Origin of the sequence: Nonomuraea sp. 3-1Str (genome assembly GCF_031570565.1) — a bacterium.
GTDB lineage: Bacteria > Actinomycetota > Actinomycetes > Streptosporangiales > Streptosporangiaceae > Nonomuraea.
Map to the genome: position 1 here is coordinate 209,631 of NZ_JALHBK010000008.1, position 24,678 is coordinate 234,308.

General features: G+C 72.9%; 17 protein-coding genes. 9 read left to right on the forward strand and 8 right to left on the reverse strand.

The genetic code is table 11. The features are described 5' to 3' along the window. Nucleotides 1-67: 67 nt before the first annotated feature. On the forward strand, nucleotides 68-379 hold the full coding sequence (locus tag MTP10_RS15985) for a DUF6401 family natural product biosynthesis protein (RefSeq protein WP_310710083.1): 312 nt from the start codon (nucleotides 68-70) through the stop codon (nucleotides 377-379). Between the two features lie 164 nt (nucleotides 380-543). Here the strand turns inward: MTP10_RS15985 and MTP10_RS15990 are convergent, their stop codons facing one another. Then, nucleotides 544-1,599 (reverse strand): mechanosensitive ion channel family protein, encoded by a 1,056-nt coding sequence (locus tag MTP10_RS15990; protein WP_310710085.1) that lies wholly within the window; start codon nucleotides 1,597-1,599, stop codon nucleotides 544-546. A gap of 178 nt (nucleotides 1,600-1,777) precedes the next feature. On the opposite strand from MTP10_RS15990, the gene MTP10_RS15995 reads away from it, so the two are divergent. Both MTP10_RS15995 and menC read left to right on the forward strand, forming a co-directional pair. Beyond that, nucleotides 1,778-2,341, forward strand: coding sequence for an acyclic terpene utilization AtuA family protein (locus MTP10_RS15995; protein ID WP_310710087.1), 564 nt, complete (start codon nucleotides 1,778-1,780; stop codon nucleotides 2,339-2,341). A gap of 89 nt (nucleotides 2,342-2,430) precedes the next feature. After that, complete coding sequence (gene menC / locus MTP10_RS16000) at nucleotides 2,431-3,531, forward strand: o-succinylbenzoate synthase (RefSeq protein WP_310710089.1); 1,101 nt, start codon at nucleotides 2,431-2,433, stop codon at nucleotides 3,529-3,531. A gap of 271 nt (nucleotides 3,532-3,802) precedes the next feature. Here menC and MTP10_RS16005 read toward each other — a convergent pair whose 3' ends face one another. Both MTP10_RS16005 and tnpA read right to left on the reverse strand, forming a co-directional pair. Further along, on the reverse strand, nucleotides 3,803-5,023 hold the full coding sequence (locus MTP10_RS16005) for a transposase (RefSeq protein WP_310710091.1): 1,221 nt from the start codon (nucleotides 5,021-5,023) through the stop codon (nucleotides 3,803-3,805). Further along, the gene (gene tnpA, locus MTP10_RS16010; protein ID WP_310710093.1) at nucleotides 5,016-5,411 is read right to left on the reverse strand and encodes an IS200/IS605 family transposase; all 396 of its coding nucleotides are present in this window, start codon (nucleotides 5,409-5,411) and stop codon (nucleotides 5,016-5,018) included. The genes MTP10_RS16005 and tnpA overlap by 8 nt, the downstream gene beginning before the upstream one ends. A gap of 319 nt (nucleotides 5,412-5,730) precedes the next feature. On the opposite strand from tnpA, the gene MTP10_RS16015 reads away from it, so the two are divergent. After that, a complete protein-coding gene (locus MTP10_RS16015) occupies nucleotides 5,731-5,880 on the forward strand; it encodes a hypothetical protein (protein ID WP_310710095.1) in 150 nt (49 codons plus the stop codon). Nucleotides 5,881-5,947: 67 nt separating this feature from the next. Here MTP10_RS16015 and MTP10_RS16020 read toward each other — a convergent pair whose 3' ends face one another. Continuing rightward, nucleotides 5,948-8,755, reverse strand: a complete 2,808-nt coding sequence (locus MTP10_RS16020) for a glycoside hydrolase family 2 TIM barrel-domain containing protein (RefSeq protein ID WP_310710097.1) — start codon at nucleotides 8,753-8,755, stop codon at nucleotides 5,948-5,950. A gap of 186 nt (nucleotides 8,756-8,941) precedes the next feature. Between MTP10_RS16020 and MTP10_RS16025 the strand changes: the two genes are divergently transcribed. Both MTP10_RS16025 and MTP10_RS16030 read left to right on the forward strand, forming a co-directional pair. Further along, nucleotides 8,942-11,872: an FAD-linked oxidase C-terminal domain-containing protein gene (locus MTP10_RS16025; protein ID WP_310710099.1), complete on the forward strand. Its 2,931-nt coding sequence runs from the start codon at nucleotides 8,942-8,944 to the stop codon at nucleotides 11,870-11,872. An 87-nt stretch (nucleotides 11,873-11,959) separates the two neighbouring features. After that, nucleotides 11,960-12,907, forward strand: coding sequence for a D-2-hydroxyacid dehydrogenase family protein (locus tag MTP10_RS16030; protein ID WP_310710100.1), 948 nt, complete (start codon nucleotides 11,960-11,962; stop codon nucleotides 12,905-12,907). Here the strand turns inward: MTP10_RS16030 and MTP10_RS16035 are convergent. Beyond that, a complete protein-coding gene (locus tag MTP10_RS16035; protein ID WP_310710102.1) occupies nucleotides 12,897-14,105 on the reverse strand; it encodes an amidohydrolase family protein in 1,209 nt (402 codons plus the stop codon). The genes MTP10_RS16030 and MTP10_RS16035 overlap by 11 nt on opposite strands. A 95-nt stretch (nucleotides 14,106-14,200) precedes the next feature. Continuing rightward, nucleotides 14,201-14,605: a hypothetical protein gene (locus MTP10_RS16040; protein ID WP_310710103.1), complete on the reverse strand. Its 405-nt coding sequence runs from the start codon at nucleotides 14,603-14,605 to the stop codon at nucleotides 14,201-14,203. A 213-nt stretch (nucleotides 14,606-14,818) separates the two neighbouring features. On the opposite strand from MTP10_RS16040, the gene MTP10_RS16045 reads away from it, so the two are divergent. Further along, nucleotides 14,819-14,971: a hypothetical protein gene (locus MTP10_RS16045; RefSeq protein WP_310710105.1), complete on the forward strand. Its 153-nt coding sequence runs from the start codon at nucleotides 14,819-14,821 to the stop codon at nucleotides 14,969-14,971. A gap of 64 nt (nucleotides 14,972-15,035) precedes the next feature. Here MTP10_RS16045 and MTP10_RS16050 read toward each other — a convergent pair whose 3' ends face one another. Next, nucleotides 15,036-18,440 (reverse strand): phosphodiester glycosidase family protein, encoded by a 3,405-nt coding sequence (locus MTP10_RS16050; protein WP_310710107.1) that lies wholly within the window; start codon nucleotides 18,438-18,440, stop codon nucleotides 15,036-15,038. Nucleotides 18,441-18,524: 84 nt separating this feature from the next. Then, nucleotides 18,525-20,720 carry a hypothetical protein gene (locus tag MTP10_RS16055; RefSeq protein WP_310710108.1) on the reverse strand — a complete coding sequence of 732 codons (2,196 nt, stop codon included), beginning with the start codon at nucleotides 20,718-20,720 and terminating at the stop codon, nucleotides 18,525-18,527. 529 nt (nucleotides 20,721-21,249) lie between these two features. Between MTP10_RS16055 and MTP10_RS16060 the strand changes: the two genes are divergently transcribed. Both MTP10_RS16060 and MTP10_RS16065 read left to right on the forward strand, forming a co-directional pair. Beyond that, nucleotides 21,250-23,445 carry a hypothetical protein gene (locus tag MTP10_RS16060; protein WP_310710110.1) on the forward strand — a complete coding sequence of 732 codons (2,196 nt, stop codon included), beginning with the start codon at nucleotides 21,250-21,252 and terminating at the stop codon, nucleotides 23,443-23,445. Nucleotides 23,446-23,839: 394 nt separating this feature from the next. Beyond that, entirely contained in the window at nucleotides 23,840-24,553 is a 714-nt protein-coding gene (locus MTP10_RS16065) for a hypothetical protein (RefSeq protein ID WP_310710111.1), read from the forward strand. The last annotated feature ends 125 nt before the right edge of the window (nucleotides 24,554-24,678 follow it).

Here is a 24,678-nt window from a genome sequence, read left to right on the forward strand (position 1 = left end):
GCCCGCTAACCCACCCTGTACCTTTTTATGCAACCATGCCGGATAAATCCTCCTTAAGGTTGTTTGCGTGTTGTTTGAGAAGGGATGGGCGACTTCCCCTCTGCGGTGGCTGATGGACACCCTGGGGCACGCCCAGCTGCAACGGATGACGGGCGAGCCCGGCCTCGTGGCCGCGGTGGACCAGCACGCGGCGGCGATCCGGGACACGATCGCGCTCGACCGGGAGACGCTCGGCGACTACCTCCTGGGCTTCGCCGACGAGCTGCGGCACCGCGGCTGGACCGTCCGCGAGGAACTGGACGCGGTCGCCCTGCGGCTGACCGCCATCTGCTGGCTCGCCCGCGAGCTGGACCTGCTGGCCGACGAGTCCCCCGCCTGACCTTCCCGGCGACCTTCGCCCGCCTTACCCGGCGCGTTCGCGCCTCCCCCGGCGCGGTCCGGCCCGCCTCTCCCCCCTGCGGCACTCCCGCCGCGACCCGGGGCCGGCAGGCGGGGGCCCGGGCGCGTCACGGGTGCACGCGTCCGGGCCTCCAGAGCCGGCGATCAGGCGTCGCGGCCGGGGTCGGGCCCCATGCCGCCCCTCGGACCCCCCTCCGTCCACGGACGGTCCTCACTCGGCCGCCCCGGCTCGGCGGACCGGCCCATCGTGCCGGGACGGTCCGCGGCGCCGGGCTCCATGCCGCTCCGCCCGGTCTGCCCCGGCCCCATCCCGGTCTGGCCGGTCTGGCCGGTCTGGCCCGGCTCCGCCGGCCGGCCCGGCTCCATGGGCTGACCGGGCGGCATGGGCTGGGCGGAAGGACGCGAGCCCATCTCGCCCGCCTGCTCCGAGCGCGCCGGCGCGCCGGCGGTCTCCGGCGTCCTGGCGGGCTCCCGCCCGGGAGCCATCTGCTGGGCGTCCTGACGCCCCCGCTGGTACGCCTCGGCCTGCGCCCGGGCCTGCGGCGCCTGGCTCTCCATGCGGTCGAGCCAGCGATCCCACCGCTGCTGCATCGGCCGCACCATGCCGCCGCCGATCCCGATCGCGATGATGGCGCCCACGGTCGCGAGCACGGTGATCAGCACCGGCGTGGTGACCGTGGTGGCAACGCCGATCTGGTTCAGGGCGGCGATGATGCCCAGCGCCCAGATGAACACGGAGGCGGCCGTCGCTATCCACCGCCCGTACGAGAGTCCGCCCAGCATGCCGTTCAGGAGATCTCGGACGGCGGCGGCGATGGCGCCGGCGACCACCACGATGATGATCGCCACGATGGCCTTGGGCAGCCAGGCCACCACACCGGTCAGCAGCGCGGAGATCGGATTGGGCCCGAACACGCTGAAGGCGATCTGCAGGGTGACCAGGATGATCGCGTAGTAGATGATCTTCCCGACCAGGGTGCTGGCGTCGTAGCGGCTGCGCTCCATCACTCGCCCCATGCCGCTGCGCTCCACCGCGCGGTCGAAGCCCACCCGCTCCAGGATCTTGTCGGCGACCTTCGCCAGCAGCTTGGCGATCAGCCAGCCGATGACGAGTATGACGATGAAGGCGACCAGCCTCGGTACGAACGTGGCGATCTGCCGGAAGACGTCCGTCAGGCCTTGGCCGATGTTGATGTCCACGGGTTTCCTCCTTCGAGGATCCAACGCAATCGCGCTACCCCAGACAGGACATTTCACACACTCTCCGCAACGAAGCGGGTGCCCAACGCCATATCGGACATCAAATCCGCAGGTCAAGGGAGATCCACGACCGTCTCACGGAGTGTAATCGCCTGTCGCACAGGGTAATGATCAGGTCATGCTGCGGATCGGCGTCTCGGGCGTGCACGGCTCGGCGGACATGGTCATCTGCGGGTGGCGCGACGGCCGGCCGGGCCGGCTTCGCACCGGCGTCAAGCTGATTTTCGAGGCGGGCGGCGTCGTCCCGCGCCTGCCGGGGCTGCGGACCGGCAGCCGGGTGGCCCGCGGGCCGGAGGCCATCGCGCGGGCGCTGTGCGAGGGCGTGGACGTGGTGGTCACCGAGCCCGGCGACCCGGCCGCGGTCGTGGTGGCGGCCGGCATGTGGCACTACGGCTGGACGGCCGAGGACGTGGGGGCGCTGGCCGGCGCCACGGTCGCGGGCCTCGCCCTGGCCGCGCAGCGGGCGCCGTGCGTGATGGAGATCCGCCGCGACGGCGGCGCGGCACTGGACGGCGAGGTGAAGGCGGACGCGGTGCTGGCCTGCCTGGCCGCCCGCTTCCACTCGGGCCGCTATCCGACGCCCGTGGTGACGGTCCTGCTGGAGTCGGTCCGGCTCAGCCAGGAGGCGCCGTGCCGGGTCCGCATCGCCCCCTGCGCGGGCGAACCCGCCCATGCCCGCTAGCCTGCCCACGCCTCCCGAAGCGCAGCGCCTACCGTAGGACAGAGCGCCCCGCCCGGCGGGCGCTCCGACCCATCGCGCAGGGAGTCAGTGTGAAGATCACAGGAGTTGAGCTGCGGCGGATCGCGATGCCGCTGGTGGCGCCGTTCCGCACGTCGTTCGGCACCGAGACGGCCCGTGACGTGCTGCTGGTCAGGGTCGTCACGCCGGACGCCGAGGGATGGGGCGAGTGCGTGGCGATGTCGGAGCCGCTCTACTCCTCCGAGTACGTGGACGGCGCGGCCGAGGTGATCCGCCGCTTCCTGCTGCCCGCCCTGCCGCCGTCGCTGGACGTCCACGCCGTGGGCCGCGCCCTGGAGCCGGTCAAGGGGCACCGCATGGCCAAGGCCGCCCTGGAGACGGCCGTGCTGGACGCGCAGCTGCGCGCCTCCGGCGAGTCGTTCGGTCGCTTCCTCGGCGCGGCCCGCGACCGGGTGCCCTGCGGCGTGTCGGTCGGCATCATGGACTCCGTCCCGCGCCTGCTGGACGCCGTCGAGGGCTACCTCGGCGAGGGGTACGTGCGGATCAAGCTGAAGATCGAGCCCGGCTGGGACGTGGAGCCGGTCCGGGCGGTGCGCGAGCGCTTCGGCGACGACCTGCTGCTCCAGGTCGACGCGAACGCCGCGTACACGCTGGTGGACGCCCCCCGCCTGGCCCAGCTCGACGCGTTCGACCTGCTGCTGATCGAGCAGCCGCTGGCCAACGACGACCTCGTGCAGCACGCCCGCCTGGCACGGCGGCTGCGCACGCCGATCTGCCTGGACGAGTCGATCGAGTCGGCCGAGCACGCCGCCGCCGCGATCGAGCTGGGCGCCTGCTCGATCGTGAACATCAAGCCGGGCCGGCTGGGCGGCTACCTGGAGGCCCGGCGCGTCCACGACCTGTGCCGGGCGCACGGCGTCGCCGTGTGGTGCGGCGGCATGCTGGAGACCGGCATCGGCCGGGCCGCGAACGTGGCGCTGGCGGCGTTGCCCGGTTTCACGCTGCCGGGCGACACGTCGGCCTCGCGCCGGTACTACGCGACGGACGTCACCGAGCCGTTCGAGCTGAGCGACGGCCACCTCGACGTGCCCACCGGCCCCGGGCTCGGCGTGGACCCGATCCCGTCGATCCTCGACGAGGTCACCACGTCCACGGAGTGGATCCCGCTGTAGGCGGCCGCCCGGAGGCCCCGGAATAATCCGTTGCCGGGCGGCGCTGAGGATCGGCACCATGGTCATCATGTTCCGGCACGCCACCTTCGCGACGCCCGCCACCGCGGGCGCTTCGCGGCGTGTCCGCGACGGCCTGGAGCGCTGACCTCTTCCCGTGCGTCCGAGTGACCCGGCGGGGGGAGGTCGACGGCCCCACGGGTCACCACCGGGACTCAGGCACTCCAAGGAAGGCATCGTGACTCCTCCCCCTCGTGAATGAAGGGGCTTCTCGCTATGCCGTGTAGGCGTTGCGGAGGACCAGCCCGGCCCTCATGATGTTGCTCGCCGCGACGATGTCCGCGTTGGCGGTATGGCCGCACCTGACGCAGACGAAGTCGGCTTGGGTTCTGCGGTTCTCGACGGACACGTACCCGCATCCGGGTGCGGGGCAAGTGCGGGAGGTGTTGCGGGGGTCCACTGAGATCACTACGCGACCGGCGCTTTCAGCCTTGTCCGCCAGGATGCTCAGGAACACGCCCCAGCCCGCGTCCAGAATGCCGGAGTTCAGAGCGGCCTTCGCCACTGCCCCGTTCGCCGCGAACGTCCCGTCCCCGTTCGGGCGGGGCGCCGGGCTGCGAACCATGTTCGCGATCTTCAGATCTTCGACCACGATCACATCCGCGGCGCGAACCAACCCCAGCGCGATCTTGTGCGCGTGATCGGTCCGCTGCCGGGCGATCTTGCGGTGCACAGCGCCGATCTTCTTCGCAGCTGCACGCCGTCGCCCAGACCCCTGTTTGGTCCGCGCGTAAGCCCGCTGCGCGGCAGCCAGGCGCTCCTCTGCGCTGCGCCGGTAGCGCGGATGGGGGATGTGCCCTGCCTGGTCGCTCACCCCCGTCAGCGGTGTGCTTGTCGTGGCGAAGTGTGTCACCCCCAAGTCCACGCCGACCTCGCGGCCCGTCGCGGGCAGCGGAACCGGGGGTACATCATCACAGGAAACGATCACATACCAGCGGACGCCTTCACGCTTGATGTCGATCTGCTTGACCCGTCCGCAGATCGGGCGGTGCCGATGGGTCCGCACATGCCCCACGCCTTGCAGCCGCACGAACGTCGCGCTCGGGTGATGCGGCTGGGAGTCCCAGCGCGCGCCGTCCCCTTCCACCAAAGCGACGGTGTCGAACCAGCCCCTCCCCTTGAAACGCGGGTAACCCGGCGTTTGGCCGTTGCGCACCCGCCGGAAGAACGCCTCGAACGCCTTGTTCAACCGGCGCAACGTCTGCTGCTGGCTGGTGAACGACCAGCGGCCCTGGCCATCCGGATCGGCAGCACGAATCTCCTTCAATTGCGCAGACTGATCACCGTAACGAATGCCGACCTTGCAACGGCGCCACGCCTCACGACGCTCCTCCAACGCCGCGTTGTACAACGCGCGATGATCATCCAGCATGGCGGTCAGCATGATCCGCTGGCGGGCGGTCGGACGCAGCAGAAACCTAAACGACCTACGCATCGCCGCCCTCTTTTTTGGGGACGCGTTCACCCTGGGTTTCGATGTAGCGCCGCACGGTCGCCGCTGAAACCGCGCCGACACTGGCCACGAAGCACGACCGCGACCGCAAGGTCAGCAGTCGGGAGCGCAGGTGTGGGAACTCCTCGTGCAGCACGTGCGAGGTGTGGCCCTCGAACTGGTTGGCACCATAAGGCGTGGAGACCTTCGGATGCGCCTTGACCAGCAGCCGCACGCAATCGGGCGTCACCCCCAGCCCGGTGATCTTCCAGCCATGTCCGGCCGGCCTGGCGCGGGTCGACTCTTCCAGCCGGTCCTTGGCCCGGCCACCCAGGACCCGCCGGTGACAGTTGGGACACCACACCACGTGAAAGCCCACGTCATACGCCATACCGGGGGTTGTGCACACCTGCCGAGTCACACGATCAGCATAGGACTCACGCCCTCATAACATCAGGAAGTTCTTCCTCTCAGCCTGACCATGTGGGTCATGGCACGCTCAAGCCCTGGCGGACCCTCCCACTCGGCATCCACCCGTCGCCTGAAGGCGACGGCCCCCCTGCCTCGAACTCGATGGAGCGGGGCGAGGCCGGGGACCACACCGCCATCCTGCTGCGCGGGCTCCGCCGCGAGGCACCGGCCCGGCACGGGAACGCCCGGAAGCGGAGACGCGGCCGCTTCCGGGCGTTCGTCGTGGGTAGGGGAGGCGCATGGCGACGCTCATGGACAAGCTGCGCGCGTACCTGCGCAGCCCTCAGGGACAGCAGACGATGGAGAAGGCCAAGCGGATGGCGAACGATCCGCGCAACCAGGACAAGGCGCGGCGGTTCCTCGACAAGTTCCGCACCAAGCGCCCCTGATCCGGCGCTCCGGGCCGCCCGGACCCCGGGCGGGCGGGAGCCCGCCGGGGCCGGCGTCGTGCGCGGCTCAGGCCGGGTCGAAGCGCAGCCGGAAGGCGGCCGGCTCCGGGCGCAGCTCGTAGGCGGGCAGCGTGCCGGGGCCGCAGCTCGCCGTGCCGATGCCGTGCTGGGCGAGGTCCAGGTTGACGTGGACCCGGTCGCCCGGCACGAGGTCGGGCCGGTGGCGGGCGCGTTCGAGGTCGGCCGTGCTCCACCGCCGGGCCGTGAGCCCGAACACGGGATCTCCCGCCACTCGCACGCCGCGACCGCCGGAGCCGGTCAGCGTGGCCCAGCGGACCTCCGCCCGGTGACCGTTCTCCTGGGGGCGGACGTAGGGGGTCTGCAGCTCCTCGACGGTGGCGGACCAGCGGCCGACCCTGGCCGCCATCCCGGTGTCGGGGTACGCCTCGCCCGGACCACGTCCGAACCAGGTGACGTCCCCGAGGTCGCCGGGGAGCGCCATGACGACGCCGAGCCTCGGGATCGGGCCGGTCCACTCGCCTTCGGGTTCGACCTCGACGGTGAGCGTGAGGCCGTCGCCGGCGGCGGCCCACCGGTAGGTGACGCGCATGCCGGCGTCGGTGGCGGCGGGCGCCACCCGGGTGCGTACGACGAGCCCGTCCGGCTCCGGCACAGCCACCTCGTCCACGCGGTGGGTGAGCCGGTGCAGGCCGGCCTCCCGCCACGCGGCGGCGAGGCCGCCGTACCGGTCGTTGTCGGTGGGCGCCCGCCACAGCTCCAGGCGGGGCCCGTCGACGTCCAGCCCGAACAGCCGGACGAGCCGCCCGCTGCCGGCGTCGAACCGCCCTCCTCCGACGGCGATCTCCCCGGCGGCCACCGGGGAGACGCTCGCGCCCCCCCGAGGTGCCGGGTCCTCGGCGGCGTTCCCGGCAGGGGCCAGGCGGGTCTGCCCCCACGCGACCTCGTGCCCGGCCTCGGCCCACGGCTCGTCGGCGGCCAGCACGGCGCGCACGGTCAGCCACCGCTCCCCCTCCCCCTCCGGCAGGTCGGGCAGCTTGACCTCGCCGCCCCCGGCGGGGACGTCGAGCGTGAACCGCGTCAGCGGCTCACCGTCCGCCTCCACCGTGGCGTGGAAGTCCAGGTGCGACAGGTCGCGGAAGCCGTACCCACCGCTCACCCGCACGATCCCGTCGCCGAACGCGAAGCGGACCGGCTCGAAGACCTTCTTGAGGTCCAGCAGGCCGGGCGACGGCGTGCGGTCGGGGAAGACCAGCCCGTCGATGACGAAGTTGCCGTCGTGGACCGGCTCGCCGTAGTCGCCGCCGTAGGCGTACTCCAGCTCCGGGTGGGCGAGCCCGTGGTCGATCCACTCCCAGACGAACCCGCCGGCCAGCCGCGGGTACCGCTCGAACAGCTCCTGGTACTCGGCCAGGCCGCCGGGCCCGAGCCCCATGGCGTGGGCGTACTCGCACTGCATGAACGGCATGCGCCGCCGCCGCGCGTCGAGCTCGGGGTCGGGCAGCGGGTCCTCGGTGCCGCGCCCGATGGCCTCGACCTCGGCGTGGCCCGCGTACATCCGGGAGTACACGTCGGCGTTCGCGCACGACCAGTCGCCCTCGTAGTGGATCGGCCGGGACGGGTCGCGCTCGCGCGTCCAGTCGGCCATGACGGCGAGGTTGCGGCCGACGCCCGCCTCGTTGCCGAGCGACCACATGATGACGCTCGGGTGGTTCTTGTCGCGCTCGACCGTGCGGCGCATGCGGTCGAGGTACGCCTCGGCCCAGCGCGGGTCGTCGGTGGGGTTGGCGCGCCAGCCGACCTGGCCGAAGCCGTGGGTCTCCAGGTCGCACTCGTCCACGACCCACAGGCCCAGCTCGTCGCACAGGTCGAGGAAGTCGGGGTGCGGCGGGTAGTGGCTGGTGCGCACGGCGTTGACATTGTGCCGCTTCATCAGCAGGACGTCCTGCCGCATGGTCTCGTACGGCACGGCGCGCCCGTGCTCGGGGTGGAACTCGTGCCGGTTCACGCCCTTGAGCAGCAGCGGCCGGCCGTTGGCGAGCAGGACGCCGTCCTCGATGGAGATCGTCCGGAATCCCACGCGCAGCCGCACGGTCTCCCCGGGGCAGGCCACGGCGGCGTCGTAGAGGCGCGGCGTCTCGGCGGTCCACGGCTCCACGTCCAGGGTGACCGGGGTGCCGGGCTCCAGTCCGTCGACGCCCAGCTCGGGCACGCTGAGCAGGCCGGGGCCGTCGAAGCTCAGCGTTCCCCGGCCGTCCTCGTACGAGGCTCGGACGAACACGTCGGCGGTGGACCGGGTGAGCGTGACGTCCCGGAAGATGCCGGGAAGCCACCACATGTCCTGGTCCTCCAGGTAGCTGGCGGCCGACCACTGGTGGACGCGGACGGCCAGCACGTTGCGGCCCGGCCGCAGGTACGGGCCGGCGTCGAACTCGGCGGCCAGCCGGCTGCCGGTGGTGAAGCCCAGCTCGTGGCCGTTGAGCCAGACCCGGGCGTACGACTCGACGCCCTCGAACCGGAGCCGCCCGCCGCTCCACCCCTCGGGCAGGTCGAAGGCGCGCCGGTAGTCACCGGTGGGGTTCTCGGTCGGAACGTGGGGCGGGTCGATCGGGAACGGGTAGGAGACGTTGGTGTAGGCAGGGGCGCCGTGGCCGTGCAGCGGCCAGTGCGACGGCACGGGCAGCTCGTCCCACGCGGAGTCGTCGTGGCCGGGGTCGGCGAAGTCCTCCGGCACGGCGGCCGTCGGCGACAGGCGGAAGCGCCACGTGCCGTTGAGGTCGAGGGAGGGGGCGTCGGAACGCAGAGCCGCCCGGGGCGCCAGGCGGCCCGAGCCAGGAGTGAAGTGTGCGAGATCCATCGCCGCCTGAGCCTAGAGGTTCCAGCCTGTTTCGTCAGCGATGAGTTCGGCGTCACGGATGTGGCGCCCCTCCGGATTGACGGCCTGCGGGGAACGCAGCGCAAGCGTTGCTTGGGCTTGAGCGGGGATCTGCCGGTGCGCGGGGCTTGGTTTCGGCCCGGCAGCCCCGCAAGGTGAGACGGAGGAATGCGGACGAACAGGGAGCACACGGTCGGCACGCCCGCCGGCACCCGTACGACCGCGGAGGGCGACACCGCGGCCGCCGGTGAGCTCGCGCGGCTCGTGGCGGCGCTGCGCGCGGCGGGGTGCGGCGAAGTGGCGGCCGACGCGGGGCGGCGCGCCCAGTACGCCGCCGACGCCTCCAACTACCGGCGGGTCCCGATGGCCGTGGTGTTCCCCCGCGAGCGGCGGCACGTCGTCGAGGCGGTGGCGGTGTGCCGCCGCCTGGGCGTGCCGATCACGTCGCGCGGCGCCGGCACCAGCACCTCCGGGCAGGCCGTCGGCTCGGGCGTGGTCCTCGACTTCTCCCGGTACCTCAACCGCGTCCTCGCGGTGGACCCCGGGGCGCGCACGGCGACCGTCGAGCCGGGAACCGTCCTGGACGACCTCCAGAAGGCCGCCGCCGCGCATGGACTGGTGTTCGGCGCGGACCCGTCCACGCACAGCCGCTGCACGCTCGGCGGCATGATCGGCAACAACGCCTGCGGCTCGCACTCGCTGGCCTGGGGGCGGACCGCCGACAACCTGGTGGCGCTGGAGGTTCTGACCTACTCCGGGACCGTGATGACGGTCGGCGCGATGACGGAGCAGGAGGTCCGGGCGGCCGTGGCGGAGGGCGGCGAGCGCGGCCGGCTGGTCGGCGCGCTGGCGGAGCTGGCCCGCCGCAACCTGGCCACGCTGCGGACCGGGCTCGGCCGCTTCCCCCGGCAGGTGTCGGGCTACGCGCTGGAGCACCTGCTGCCCGAGCACGGGTTCCACCTGGCCAGGGCGCTGGCCGGCAGCGAGGGCACGTGCGCGGTGATCCTGTCGGCGACCGTGCGCCTGGTCGCGCCGCCGCCGGCGCGGGTTCTGGTCGTCCTCGGGTTCGCCGGCGCGGGTGAGGCGGCGGACGCGGTCCCCGCGCTGCTGGAGCACCGGCCGCTGGCGCTGGAGGGGCTGGACCGGGCGCTGACCGGCATCGTGACCCGGCCGGCGACCCGGGCGGAGATCGAGGCGCTGCCCGCGGGCCAGGCGTGGCTGTTCGCGGAGCTGGGCGGCGACCCGGCCGGGCTGCCGGAGCGGGCGCGGGCGCTGTGCGAGGCGGCCGGGCGGTCGGCCGGGTCCACTGGCGCGCTGACCGTCACCGACCCCGGGCGGGCGCGGCGGCTGTGGCGGATCCGGGAGGACGGGGCCGGCCTGGCGACCCGGCTGCCCGACGGGTCGGAGGCGTGGCCCGGCTGGGAGGACGCCGCGGTGCCGCCCGCGCGGCTCGGCTCGTACCTGCGCGGCTTCACCGCCCTCATGGACCGGTACGGGCTGCGCGGCGCGGTGTACGGCCACTTCGGCGAGGGCTGCCTGCACGTGCGCATCGACTTCGACTTCGGCACCGAGGCCGGCGTGGCCCGGTTCCGGTCCTTCCTCACGGACGCGGCGCGCCTGGTGGCCGAGCACGGCGGCTCGCTGTCGGGCGAGCACGGTGACGGCCAGGCCCGCTCCGAGCTGCTGCCGCTCATGTACGGGCCGGAGGTCATGGCGCTGTTCGAGCGGTTCAAGGACCTGTGGGACCCGGGCGGCGGCCTCAACCCCGGCATGATCGTCCGGGCCCGGCCGGTGGACGGCGACCTGCGGGTGGACCCGCGCCGGCCCTCGATCCCGCTGGCCACCGTGCTGCCGCTCGGCTCCGACGGCGGCGACCTGGCCAGGGCGGCCCGCCGCTGCGTCGGCGTAGGCAAGTGCCGCACCGCCGATCACCGGGGCGAGGTGATGTGCCCCAGCTACCGCGTCACCCGGGACGAGAAGGACTCCACGCGCGGCCGTGCCCGCCTGCTGTACGAGATGACGCAGGGCCAGGTGATCACCACGGGGTGGCGCTCGCCGGAGGTGCTCGACGCGCTCGACCTGTGCCTGTCGTGCAAGGGGTGCAGCGTGGACTGCCCCGTCGGCGTGGACGTGGCCACCTACAAGTCCGAGTTCCTGCACCACCACTACCGCCACCGCCTGCGGCCCGCCTCGCACTACTCGATGGGCTGGCTGCCACTGCTGGCCCGGCCCGCCTCACGGATGCCGCGCCTGGTCAACGCCGTGCTGTCCTCGCCTCTGTCCCCGCTGATCAAGCGGCTCGGCGGGGTCGCGCGCGAGCGGGAGCTGCCCCGCTTCGCCGGCGAGACGTTCCTGACATGGTTCCGGCGGCGGCCGTCCCCCGCCGGCGAGGCGACGCGTGGGCCGGTCATGCTCTGGGTGGACTCCTTCGACAACCACTTCAGCCCGTCGGTGCTGCGCGCCGGCGTGCGGGTGCTGGAGGCCGCCGGGTACGAGGTCCGCGTGCCGCCGGGCACGCAGTGCTGCGGGCTGACCTGGTTCACGACCGGCCAGCTCGGCACGGCCCGCCGCCTCGGCCGCCGGGCCCTGGACGCGCTCGGGCCGGCGCTGGAGGAGGGTGTGCCGGTGGTCGGGCTGGAGCCCAGCTGCACCGCGACGCTGAGGACGGACGTGCCGGAGCTGCTCCACGGGGACGGGCGGGCCCGCCTGCTCGCCGGGGCCACCGTGGGCCTGGCCGAGCTGCTGGTCCGCGCCGGGTGGGAGCCGCCCGGGGCCGGCGGCCGTTCGATCAGCCAGACCCACTGCCACCAGCACGCGACCAGCGGCTTCGACGCCGACGCGGAGCTGCTGCGGCGCATGGGCGTGGACAACACCGTGCTGAGGTCCGGGTGCTGCGGGCTGGCCGGCAACTTCGGCTTCGAGCGGGGCCACTACGAGGTGTCGGTGGCGGCGGGCGAGCAGGTGCTGCTGCCGGCCGTACGGGCCGCCGCGCCGGACACGGTGGTGCTGGCGGACGGCTTCAGCTGCCGCACCCAGATCGCCCAGGGCACCGGCCGTCGGGCCACCCACCTCGCCGAGCTGATCGCCGAAGCACTCTGACCCCTTCGCCCGCCGCGCTGCTCACGCCCCCACCGCGCACCGGCCCCGTCAGGGCCGCCCCCGAGCGTCCCGGTAACGTCCACGGACATGATGCGTTGCCTGATTCTCGATGACTACCAGGGTGTCGCCCTCACCATGGCCGACTGGTCGGCCGTGGAGGCGCGGAGCCTGCGCGAGCACATCGCCGACCACGACGACCTGGTCCGGGCCGCCGAGGACTGCGAGATCGTGATGATCATGCGGGAGCGGACGCCCTTTCCCGCCTCGCTGTTCGCCCGGCTGCCCGCGCTGCGTCTGCTGATCACCTCGGGCATGCGCAACGCGGCCGTCGACCTGGAGGCCGCCGCCGCCCACGGCGTCACGGTGTGCGGCACGGCCAGCAGCCCCACCCCGCCCGCCGAGCTCACCTGGGCCCTGATCCTCGGCCTGGCGCGCCGGCTGGTCCCGGAGGCGACGTCGCTGCGCGAGAACGGCCCCTGGCAGCGGAGTGTCGGGCTGGACCTGCACGGGAGCACCCTCGGGCTGCTCGGCCTGGGCAAGATCGGCCGCCAGGTCGCCCGGGTGGGGCAGGCGTTCGGCATGAACGTGGTCGCGTGGAGCCAGAACCTCACCGCGGAACGGACCGACCCTCTCGGTGTGCGGCTCGCGGCCTCCAAGGACGCGCTGATGGCCGGCTCCGACATCGTCTCGGTCCACCTGGTGCTCGGCGAACGCACCCGCGGCCTGGTGGGCCGCCACGAGCTGGGCCTGATGCGCCCGACGGCCTACCTGGTCAACACCTCGCGCGCGGCCATCGTCGACCAGGAAGCCCTCGTCGAGGCCCTCCGCGCCGGCTCCATCGCCGGCGCCGGGCTGGACGTCTTCGACACCGAGCCGCTGCCGGGCGACCACCCGCTGCGCACCCTGCCCGGCGTGCTCGCCACGCCGCACCTCGGCTACGTCACCACAGGCAACTACCGGACGTACTACCGGGAGGCGGTCGAGGACATCCACGCCTTCCTCGCCGGTGAGCCGATACGCCTGCTCAACCCATGAACCTGCCGCCCTCACGCCGGGCGGAGCGCGCTCGCGACGCGGCGGCGGCGCCGGAGAGGCCGTACACGCGGGCGGCGTTCTCGGCGCCCACCAGGGACGCCACCCGCGCCGCCTGGCCGGCCGACCACTCCCCCTCCGCCACGAACCCGCCCAGCACCCGCGCCGTCGCGCGCCGCCACAGCGTCGCGCCCAGGTGGTGCAGCTCGGCCGGCCCCCAGGCGTCGGAGGAGAACAGCAGCTTGGCGAACGGCGCCACCTCCAGGCTCTCCGCCACCAGCGCGGCGGCGCGGGCGCCGGTGTAGGTGACGCCCAGCCCCACGTCGAGGTGGACGTTCGGGTAGGCGTGGGCGAGGTGGCCGGCGTTGCGGTGGTACGGGTAGCAGTGGAGGAGCATCAGCGGGACCCCGGTCGGCTCGGCCCGCTCGATGAGCCCGCGCAGCAGCAGCGGGTCCGCCCGGCGCAGGTCCACGTCGGGATCGCCGAAGCCGGTGTGGAACTGGAGCGGCAGGCCGCGTTCCAGGCCCGTCCAGATGAGGTGCCGCAGCAGCACGGGATCCGTGACCCTCCACCTCGCCTCGCCCGCGCCGCTCGCCTCCGCCTCCGCCAGCCAGCGGCCGGCCGCCTCGGTGACCTCGGCCGCCGAGGGCGGGGACGGGTCGAACTCCAGGCCGTGACGGTAGGCCACGACGGTCTTCAGGCCGCGCGCCGTACGGGACCGCTCCCCCAGGGCCTCGGCGAACCGCCGCGCGAACGCGCCCGCCCCGCAGCCGGACGCGGCCACCCGCTCGGCGACCTGCTCCAGCCGCACCACCTCGTCCACGGGCACGCCGGTGACCTCGGCCATGCCGGCCGGCCCCAGGATCTCCTCGCCCCGGTAGCCCGTCTCCAGCAGGTAGTGGCCGACGCCCGCGGCGCCGAGGAGCCGCCGGTTGACCTCACCGGCGCCCAGCCGGGCCCGGCGCGCCAGGTACTCCTCGGGCGAAGGGTGCGGGTCGAGACCCAGCACGGGGGCGCAGTGCCGGAGGATGGCGTGTCCGAGCTGCGAGTCGAAAGAGGTCATCCAGCCCGGCACCGGCCGGTCCGACTCGGTGATCAGCTCCTCGAACGCGCGGCGGGACAGGTCGTGCGCGGTGGCGCCGTGGACGTGGTGGTCCACCAGGGGCAGGTCGTCGATGATCTCGGTGAGGTCGGCGGCCATCGGCGCTCCTCCGCTGGTTCGGCACCGCTCCGCTCCCGCCGTACCCGCCGTTCACCCGCCCCATGCCACCGGGCGGCCCTCCTGGGCCGCGGGCGCTACCTGACCTTGATCGTCGTCGCCATCCCGTGCGCGCGGTGCGCGTCGACCGGGCACCACAGGTGGTACATCCCCTTGCGCAGCGTGACCGACAGCGACGTCCGGCCGCCGGGCGGAATGATCGCGGACGTCGCGGCGACATGAGGCCCCCTGATCGACAGACCGTGCGGGACGTGGCCGGCGTTGCGGATCCTGAACGTGTGGGCGCCGGGCTGCAAGTGGGCCGTCGAGAGCGCCAGGTGGAACTCCGTCTCCGTCACCACGACGGTCGTGCTCGCCCGGGCCCGGGCCTGGGCCTGGGGCGCCGCCGCCCCGATCGTCCCTCCGTACGCCGCCAGCGTCACCGCGGCGACGACGAGTCCCGCCGCCGGGCGCGTGCCTCCACGAAGAAGCGCAACAGACATGATCGCCATCCCTTCATCGCGTGGACCGATGACCGCCATGGCCGCCCCCTGCCTGCCCGGCCGCGCGTCACGCTATCCCCACGGGACGCCCATCACTGCGCACGGATCGGGTCGCCACCGGCGCGTCGCCCGCGTCCTGGTTCGTGTCCTGGTTCGCCGCGACCCTGCGGGTAGGTAAGTCCTGCACGCCTCAGCTCGGGGGGAGGTGCGGCGATGCTGACGGAATTCGATACCGCCATGCTGATTCCGATCGGCGTCCTGCTCGTCGTGATCGCCGTCCTCACGATAGAGAACGTCATCACCGCCCGGAACGAGCGCCGCAACCGCAGAGACGCCGGCGACTCCTCCGACAAGGGCGGACCGTGACCCCGTCCGGGACCGGTGAGCCCCGCGAGGGCGCCCGCCGGGTGAGGCGAGCGCCCTCGGGGCGTCAGGCGGCTGCCTTGGCGGAGATCGCGACCGTGGCCTGGCGGGTGACGCCGCTGACCGTGACCGCGACCGTCACCTGTCCCGCGCGCCGCGCCGTCAGCGTGCCCGTCTCCGGGTCGAGGACCGCCACGTGCCACGGCTTGGCCGTCCGGGCGGGGCCGACGTGCAAATTGGGCGAGCCCGACCAGGCGGCCGACACCGGGTAGGAGGCCGGCACGGCCCGCGTCCCCTGCTTGACCTCCGCCGTGACCCGGCCGGTGCCGCCGGGGGCGAGCGCGGCGGGCGCCGTGAGCGTGAGCTCGTCCACGTGCGGCCGCACCTGCGTGCCGATCCAGGCCGGCGCGTCCACGAACCAGTTCCGCTTGACCTGCTCGGCCTCCTTCGGCGTCACCGGGTCCACGCCCCACAGCGACCAGCCGGTGAACCCGCCGTCATCGGCGGAGGTGGCGGGGTTCTTGCCGGAGTTGCCGTTGATGAAGTACGGCACCGCGTCCACCCGCGAGGCGTGGAAGGTGCCGACGTGCGCGCCGATGTAGGCGGCCCCCTTGCCGGTGGTCCGCTGGAAGTCGGCGAGCCACTGCTCGACCAGCGCGGCCTCCTTGCGGTCGCCGAGCTGGCTGCCCTTGCCGGGCGTGGGGTCGCGCGGCGGCACGTGGAACAGCACCGCCACCGACCCGACCGAGGCGTCGCGGGCCGCGGCGTCGAGCTGCGAACGCAGCAGCGCCACCTGCTCGAAGCCGCCGCCGCGCAGGTTGAGGCGCGAGGTGTCGAGCGTGACGAACCGGGTGCCTTTGTGGTCGAACGTCCCGTACGTGTCGCCGAACACGGCCTCGAAGTTGTCGATCTTGCCGCCCATGACCTCGTGATTGCCCGGCACGTAGTGGTACGGCACGGTGCCGCCCAGCTCCTCGTCCAGGATCCGCTTGGCCAGCGCGAAGTCCTCCGGCGACGCCTCGTCCACGAGGTCGCCGTTGATGATCAGGAAGTCGGGCTCGGCCGCCTTGATCTCGCGCAGCGTGCGGCGGGCGTTGCGGACGATGTCGCTGTCGGGGTCGCGGGCGACGAACTGCGCGTCCGACATGACCGCGAACCGCCACGGCATCGCCGCCACGTCCGGCCTGATCACCGGGTCGGCGACCTTGGCGGCGGCCGGGGCCGACACGGACGGCGGCACCTTGGCGACGAGCCCGTCGATGACGATCTCGTTGGTGTACTTCGTGTCGGCGCGCGTCTCGGCCACGTAGAAGCGCCGCAGGCGCAGCGGGTAGTTGACGCCCGCCGGCACGGCGAACTCGACGTACTTCCAGCCGGTCCACGTCATGTACGGCCCGCGCAGGATCTGCGACTGGCCAAGCGCGTCGTAGAACTCCAGGCTGGGCCACTCCCCCTTGCCGGTGGAGTTGATCCACATCCCGAACCCCTGCGGCTGCCCCGGCACCACGATCTGCTGCGGCGGGCTGGCGTACGCGGCGCGGGTGGCGGTGGACTGGGTGAAGTCGTAGGACAGCTTGAGGCCGCCCCCGCTCTGCCCGGTCGCGGCCGACAGCGAGCCGGTGGCGCGGGCGGCGGCGAACGTCCAGGACGCGGCGTCGTCGAACCCGGCGACCGGCTTGTCCTCGAAGCCGACGGTGACGGGCACGGCGGCGCTGACCTGGCCCACCTTGGCGGTGATGAGCCCGGAGCCGGTCTCCTTCCTGGCCTTGACCGTGAAGTAGCCCTGGTCGGCCGGGGTCACCTCGAACAGGTCCTTGTCGTACGACAGGGACAGGTCGGCGGGCTCGATGGGCGCGGAGTTGCCGTTGCGGTCGTAGCCGACGACGCCGAACGAGGCGGTGCCCGAGGCGCCGGGCAGGCCGACGCGGTCGGTGGTGAGGCCGAGCCGCTGGAGCGGCTGGAGCACGGTCAGCTCCAGTGTGCCCTTGGCGGCGCCGCGGGAGGCGGTGACGGTGGTCTGGCCGGGCACCAGCGCGTGGAATCTGCCGTCGCGGACGACGCCGTGGACGGCCGGCTCGGAGCGCCACGACGGGGTGCCGGCGGCCGGGCCGTACGTCTCGTCGTAGCCGGCGGCGCTCAGCCGCCTGGTGAGGCCGGGGAAGACGCGGTCGGGCCGGCCGCCCGCGACGGGGCCGGTGCCGGGCACGCGCGACGGGTCGCCGGCGGTCTCCAGCCAGAAGCCCTTCAGCTTGCCGCTGCCCTCGGGCGCGAACAGGGCCAGGCCGTTGGGCACGTGCCGCTCGCCGCCGTCGGACGGGCTGTTCTCGACCTGGACGGCGGCCTGGCCGGGCTCGCGGGCCAGCAGCGTGGAGGAGCCGCCGCCGTCCATGTTGAGGGCGTTGGCGGCGCCCAGCTCGGCCATCATGGCGGCCAGCTCGTTCAGGGTGACGCCGCGGCTGTCGGCCTGGCGGCCGTCCACGGTCAGCAGGTACATCTTGCGGCCGTCGGCGGAGAAGCCGACCGCGGTGCGCGGGTGGGCGGCCGGGTCGGACGAGGTCTGCACGACGCCGTCCTTGATCAGCACGTAGTTGCCGCCGACCGCGGCCTTGAGCGTGCTGCCGTCGGACGCCTTGGGCCGGTACGCGACGTCCACGTGGTCGCCGGCCTTGAGCGCGGCCAGCGCGGCGGCGCCGGCGTCCCGGCCGAGCAGGACGGTGGTGCCCGCCGGGATGGCGCCGGTGCCGGCCGCCTGCCGTACCTCGGTGACGACCCCGTCCACCAGCACGACCTCGGTGACGGCGGAGGCCCCCTCGACGGCGCGGGCCCGCGTGTACGAGCCCCACAGCGGCGTGAACAGGCCGACGCCGTCCTTCTGGATGACCTGGTTGAACTGGGTGAGACCGATCGGCGCGCCGCCCGAGGGAGTGGCGGTGCCCTTGAAGTACGCCTTGAGGACGCGGCCGACGCCGTCGCCGGTGATGGCGACCGCGTTCTCGTGGCCGGCCACGGGCGACTGGATCAGGGTGCCGTCCTGGACGCCGACGCCCTGGGCGGCGCCGGAGGCGTTGATGTCGAAGAAGTCGCCGTTGACGGCGGCGACGGCACGGGCCCGCCCGGCCGGGCCGGACAGCGGCTCGGTCTTGGTGACCTCGCCGGAGTACACGTAGTCGGCCTTGGCGCTGCCCAGGTCGGCGGTGAGGGCGTCGCCGCGCAGCCAGCCGAGCGCGTCGTAGCGGTCGAACGAGGTGAGCGAGACGCCGGGGGCGACGGGCCTGGTCCGCTTGTCGGTCTCCAGCCGCTGGGTGGCGGTGGTGGAGGTGGCCGCGGCGTCGGCGAGCAGCGTGGAGGCGGGGGTGTAGGACGACGCCTTCAGCGCGTCCTCGGCGGGAGCTTGGGGGTCGGCCTGCGCCGGGACCGCGACACCTAAGAGGAGCACGGACGCGGCGGCGGCCACGTAACGGAGGGTCTGCACGACCGAACTCAATCGCTCGTGGCTATAACTTTCAAGACTTGGCAATGAACTAAAAGAAAACTTCAGGAGCGAGGGGGCGGGCGCTTAGGCCGGGGTGGGGGCCGCTCCGCGGCGCTCCACGTCCTCCGCGTCGTCCGCCGCCGCCGCGTCCGCCGGCTCGGCGGCCTCCGGCGAGCGCAGCCCCGCGTACAGGACCAGCGGCACGGCCAAGGACACGGCCATGGACAGCACCGCCGTGCCGGAGTCGTTGACGAGCATGCCCACCACGCCGCTGACCAGCGCGCCCACCAGGCCGGCCCGCAGCATCGGGGCCCGGGCGAACGCCTGCGGCACCAGGCCCGCGCTCACCTTGGCCGGCCGCAGCAGCGCGAACACCAGGAACGCCAGCCCGACGATCACGATCGGCATGAGGTTGGGCGACAGCATGGTGTTGAGCATCGCGCCGAGCTTGCGGCCGATCATGGGCAGGAACGTCCCGTCGATCACCTGGCCGACGAACCGGCCGAGGTGGGTCTGCGCCGCGACGGGCCGCGTGTGGTCCAGGATCGCGATGATCGACACCGCCACGCCGCCCAGCACGCAGAACCCGGCCAGCTTGACCACCGACACCCGCTTGCCGGCCACCAGCATCGCCGTCACCGCGATCCCGGGCACGAACGCGATCACGCCGCCGAAGTCGCTGCCCACGCCGGGCCAGCCGGCCAGCAGCATCGCGATCAGGCCGAGCGTGGAGACCAGCGTCACCGCCACCCTCCTGCGCCCGACGCGCACCAGGTGGTCGGCGGCGACGGCGGTCACCATGAGCACGGCGGTGGCCAGCAGCGCGAACGGGATGTTGGCCAGCCCGTAGTAGCGGCCGCCCACCACCGCGGTGTAGCCCATGAGGCTGTTGAACTGCAGGGTCGTACCGCTCAGCAGGTCGCCGACCAGGGCGGCGGCGGTGACGCCGGCGACCACGGCGGGCGGCCCGAGCGGGTGACGCCGCCACGGGCCGGCCAGGGCCGCCGCCACGATCAGGGCGGCCAGCCCCAGCACCCCGCCGACGAGCGCCGCGGCCGGCACCCCGGCCCGCACCCACGGCAGCAGGTTCACCAGGTACGTGGAGACGGGGATCGAGGCGACGGCGAGGGCCGCGACGCCCACCGCGTAGGGCCGCCTGCGGCGCGTCAGCAGCAGGTAGGCGACGACGTAGAACGACACCTGAGCGACGGCGAACCCGGTGAAGAACAGTCCGGTCGTGGAGCGCACCGTGGTGCCGGTCAGGTCGGCCTCGCGCAGGTGGGCGGCGGCCTCGCCGAGCGGCAGCACGCTGCCGGGCCGCCATGGGACGCCGACGACGGTCGGCGGCGCCTCGATGCCGGCGGCGGCCAGCACGGTGGGCGTGATGTCGGGCAGGATGACGATGTCCTCGCGCCTGGTCGAGGTGGTGCCGAGCAGCGCCCCCGGCTCGGCCCCGGCGCCCTTCCACATCGCGACGCGCAGGTGCGGCACGGTGCCGTGGTCGCCGATGCCGGCCAGGACGACGTCGCTGCCGGCGGGCACCTTGGCGAGCGCCTCGCCGACCTTCGCGTCGGCGGCGCGCACCGCCTCCTCGCGCCGTGCCGGGGTGAGCGCCTCGGGCTCGGCGGGCAGCCTGCCGCCGGAGAGGTACGGGGTGATCAGCTCGTCCACGTCGACGGCCGTCACCCGGCAGCGGGACCAGTCGGCCAGCGCGGCGGGCTCGGGCGCGTACACGTCGACCTTGCCCTCCAGGTCGGCCAGGGCGAGCGCCGCTCCCCCGCCGACCGCCGCCGTGCACTGGCCGGCGGCGTGCACGGCCTGGCCGAGCGTGCCCGCGTACGCGCCGTCGCGCAGGCCGCGCAGCTCCCGGAACCCGGGCACGACCGCGCCCTCGCCGCTGACCTGGGGCTCGGGCGGCAGCCCGCAGCCGTGGCCGACCGCGGAGCGGACGCCGGACGACACGGTCAGCCAGCCGTCGTACGGGCAGGCGACGGTGCCGACGGTCTTGACCGACACCGAGCCGAGCGCGCTCTGACCGGCCAGCCGCCACAGGTTGGGCGTGCGGGCCGGGTCGAGGTCGTCCCAGTGCAGGCCGGGCACGCCGACGAACACGACCCGCCCCCCCCCGGCCGCCCCCGCCGGTCCCGTGGAGAGCGCCGCCGTCTGCGGCGTCCGCGCCGTGTCCATGACCTCGGCGACCTCGGCCGCGGCGGGCTGTGCCAACCACAGCGTCGTCGCGGCAGCGAGCAGCAGCGCCCACCTCACCGTCGGTGCCCCCATCCGGATGAGGAGCCCCGCGCGGCTGTGGCTACCCCGGCCGCCGCCCGGTGCTCAAGTCGAGAAGTGTCGGCAACGTAGCACGGGCCCGTCCCCGGGCGCTCTCCTTTTCGATCTCTGTGATCGTGCTGTCGGCCTTGGGTTCTCCTGCTGGCGAGGACGCCGCCGCGGACCGTTCACGCCTCGCCGATGACCCGGCGCCCCCTGTCTCGATGTCTCCGACCAGCTACCTACCCGGCGGCCCGCCCGCGGAACCCATTCATGATCGTCTGCGCCGGCCCGCCCGCATCCCGGCGGGCCCACCGTTCCCCACCCGGACGGCCGTCCTCCGCGGGCTCCAGGCGCGTGCCGGCCTCCGCGACCGAACGGCGAAATTGCTTCTCTCTGGCTTGTGCAGCAATTGCGCTCCGGCCGGCAGCCTGACAGGGCCTCACCCTTCCGCCTGCTCTGGCAGGTCACCGTCATTGACCGGCTTTTCGGCAGGTGTAACAATTCGCTGGCTCGGGAGTGGCGCACGAGGGGGAGAGGGCAAATGCGCGGCACATTCATGGTCAAATCCCATTTCTACCCCGAAGGGGGTAGCCCCAGGGAGCTTCCCGGAGGCACCGGCTTCGCCTTCACCGACGACCCGCCGCTGATCCTCGGCGAAAGGGTCCGGATCGAGGTCGACGGGGAGCCGGGATGGGCGGACACCGCGGCGGTGATCGCCGAGAACGGCGACACGGGATTGCTCATCGCCGGAAAGCGGGAGGAGATCAAGCAGGTCGCCAGCGTATCCGGGTTCGTCGCGCACTACGAGCGCGTGCAGGCCGCCATCGATGTCCTGCCCAGGACCATCGATGGCTACGAGATGGTGAAGAAGCAACTGGAGACGCACCTCGCCGACTTCCGGATCGACCTCTGGCGGCCCGTGGCGCTGCGGTCGGTGGCCGAGAAAGCCGTCATGTATTGGGCTGTCGAGGAGGAGCCGGGGCCATGGCCGACGATTTTACGCCTCTGCGCCTTCAGACCGACGGGCACCCGGAAGGGGCCGTACAGCTTTCTGCCGAAGCTGGTCGCCACCGCGTTCGACCAGATGATCGGAACAGGGAACGAATCGTACGACGGCGCCCGTTTGTCGGCGATAGCCCGCCAATCTCTGCAGACATGCGACGGCATACTCACGGCGAACGAAAAGTCTTCTCAGGCGTACGTGGTGACGTACGCGCCGATCCATCCGGACGGTCACAACCTCTTCTCCACCCACGACCAGTCGATGGTCACCCTGTCGCCGCCGAACGTCCCCCGCACGAATGTCGATCCCGCCGCGGACCGTTATCGCGATGAGAAGACGCAACCGGGCGACGCCGCGGTGACACGGCTGGTACTGGAGGACCAGACCGTGTTCCCCCCGGACGGCCCGAGCGGTGACGACGTGGCCCAGGGCGAGCTGGGCACCTGCGTCCTGCTGTCCACGCTCGCTTCGATCGCCGACCACGACCCCGGCCAGATCAGGCGCATGGTCAAGCCGGGCGCCGAGCCGGACTCCTTCGAGGTCACCTTCTTCCGGACGACCACCGTCCAGCAGCGGCCTTGGCGCATACCGCAGCGGATCGTGGTCGGCCCGCGTCTCCCGCACGTCGCGCAGCCACGCGGCGAGCTCACCCTGACAAGCGCCCGGCCGCGGGCCCTCTGCGGGCCAGGGGTGGTCAAACGCCGCATGACCGCCGACGGCGAGTTCTACGCGGAGACGACGATCCCGGTGACGGCGGTCATGTGGGCCCCGCTGATGGAGCGCGCGTTCGCCGCCTTCGCGGCATCGTACGGCCCGTACGGGAAGGAGTCGCCCTCCCCGGGCGAGGAGCCCGACGACGGCTACGAACTGATCGGCCAGGGCCTGTTCACCTCGGCGGAGCTGTTCGACTGCCTGTACGGCCATCAGCTGCGCCATGCGCACTCGGTGAACGTGCAGCAGCTGCGCCGGGCGGCCCAAGACACCGAGGCGCTCTCCACGCACGCAGCACTGCTGCTGAACGTACTGATCATGCTGGAGAAGCAGGCTGCGGGCCGGCCGCCGTGCATCGTCGTGCCCACCGCCAACGTGTCTTGGATCGACACCGGCATGGAGCTGCTGCCGAAGCTCAAGGAGCACCAAGCCGGCCTGGTGAAGGCAGGTCTCACCAGCCAGGTCGGGAGGATAAGCGCACTGCTGCAGGACGTGCTGCCGCCGCATCCACCGGGAAGCGAGACGGAGGAGCAGGTGGAGAACCGAAGGGCGAGGCGCGCGGCCCTGGAGTACGACAACGCATTCAGGACCCTCTGCGCGAACGTGGTTGACGTCCTGTGGCCCCTGAGGAACGAGCTTCCCTGGGCTGAAAGGATCGTCAAGCTGATCGCGGCGCTGGCTCCGCCGGTGTCCTCAACCGAGCAGCGCCACCACGTCTTCGCCAGCCACGCATACGCGATCTGTGGCGCCGATCTGCGGTTCACCGCACCCCGGCCCGAGCCTGACTACGACGCGAAACACGGCGCCCCGCCGAGGAACATGGCATCGCTGTCCGCGGTGCTGGCAACCCTCGACCCCCAGGCGTCCACCATCACCCTGCGCAACCCGCACCATCGGAACTCGCCCGACCTGGACAAGGCGCTCACCTTCGAGCAGGACACCGGAAAGTTCAGGCTGACGATGCGGGACTTCCTGGAGGTCTTCCACAACGTCACCTACGCCGTCGTCGACCGTGGCCTTTGAAGGCGGCACGCCTCGGGTGGCCGCCGGCGGTTCCACCTGTTCGACGCCTTCGACGCACAACGGCAAGGAGGGACATCCGCTGGCAACCGGGCGCTGTGGGATCTCCACGCCGAGCACATGAACGCGCTGTTCGGCGAGACGATCAACACCCACCGGACCTCGATGGGCCTGCCGCCGGTGGACGGCATCCGCGACCATGTCTTCACCGACCGCCCCGCGCCGGGCGCGAAAAGATATACCCATTCATTCGGGGAGGCGGCGGGGACGCGGGCGGGTGGTCGCGAACGGCGGCCTCGGGGCTCCGGGTGCCTACGACGGGAACATCCCATCACTGGCGCTCACACGATCTGCGGCGCAGACTGGAAAGACGGCGATCCGTCGAGTTGGAGCACCCGTGGACAATCACCTTGATCTCATGCCGGTCCTGTCCCGAGGGAGACATCGCAACCCGAAGCGCGGTGCCTGCTTCATGGAGCTGGCGTCCTATCTCGCCGGCGAGCGGTGGAGCGACCACCCGGCCTGCACGCACCCGCTGCTGGCCGCGCTCGCCCGCCTGGTCAACGACAACACGAGCGACGACAAGCGGGGTGAGCTCATCGGGCTCGTCCCGTCCATCATCGGCCTGGCCAGCGACGACCTGCGGGTCGACGCCCGGATCGCGATCAGGTGCGCGACGACGGCGCTGCCGGTGGCCGCCGCCGAACGGCAACTGGCGCTGGCGGTGTCCGTGCTGGCGGCCGAGGAGATGCTGTGCCGCCTCGACGGGGTCCCGTCGGGCCGGATGGGCGAGCGCAGCGAATGGGCGATGGCCCAGGTGCCGCGCGCGGCCGAGCAGGCGAGAAACTTCAGCCGGGCGGCGCGCATCACGGAGAAGGGCTTCCGCCGCTACGCCGCGCCCAACGCGGTGCAGCTCTCGGTGGTGGGGATCGTGCAGGCGTGCATCCCCGACCCGGACACGCTGCTGCGGGAGCTGCTGACGGGGGCGATCGCCGACTGCTCGGCGCTCATCCACGGCGTCGCCCTGCCCGCGCCCCGGCACGCCGCCGGACCGGGCGCGGGACGAGCTGCCGCGGACCGGGCACGGCCGTTCCTGCGCACCGGCCCCTGAGATCCCCTAGGTCCGGAGGCCGAATCCGCGAAGGCGGGCGCACGAGCACAGGGATCGCTGCGCCCCCTTCACGGTCACCCGGTGAGTACGTCCACGGGACGCGCCCTCACCCCCGACCAGGCCCG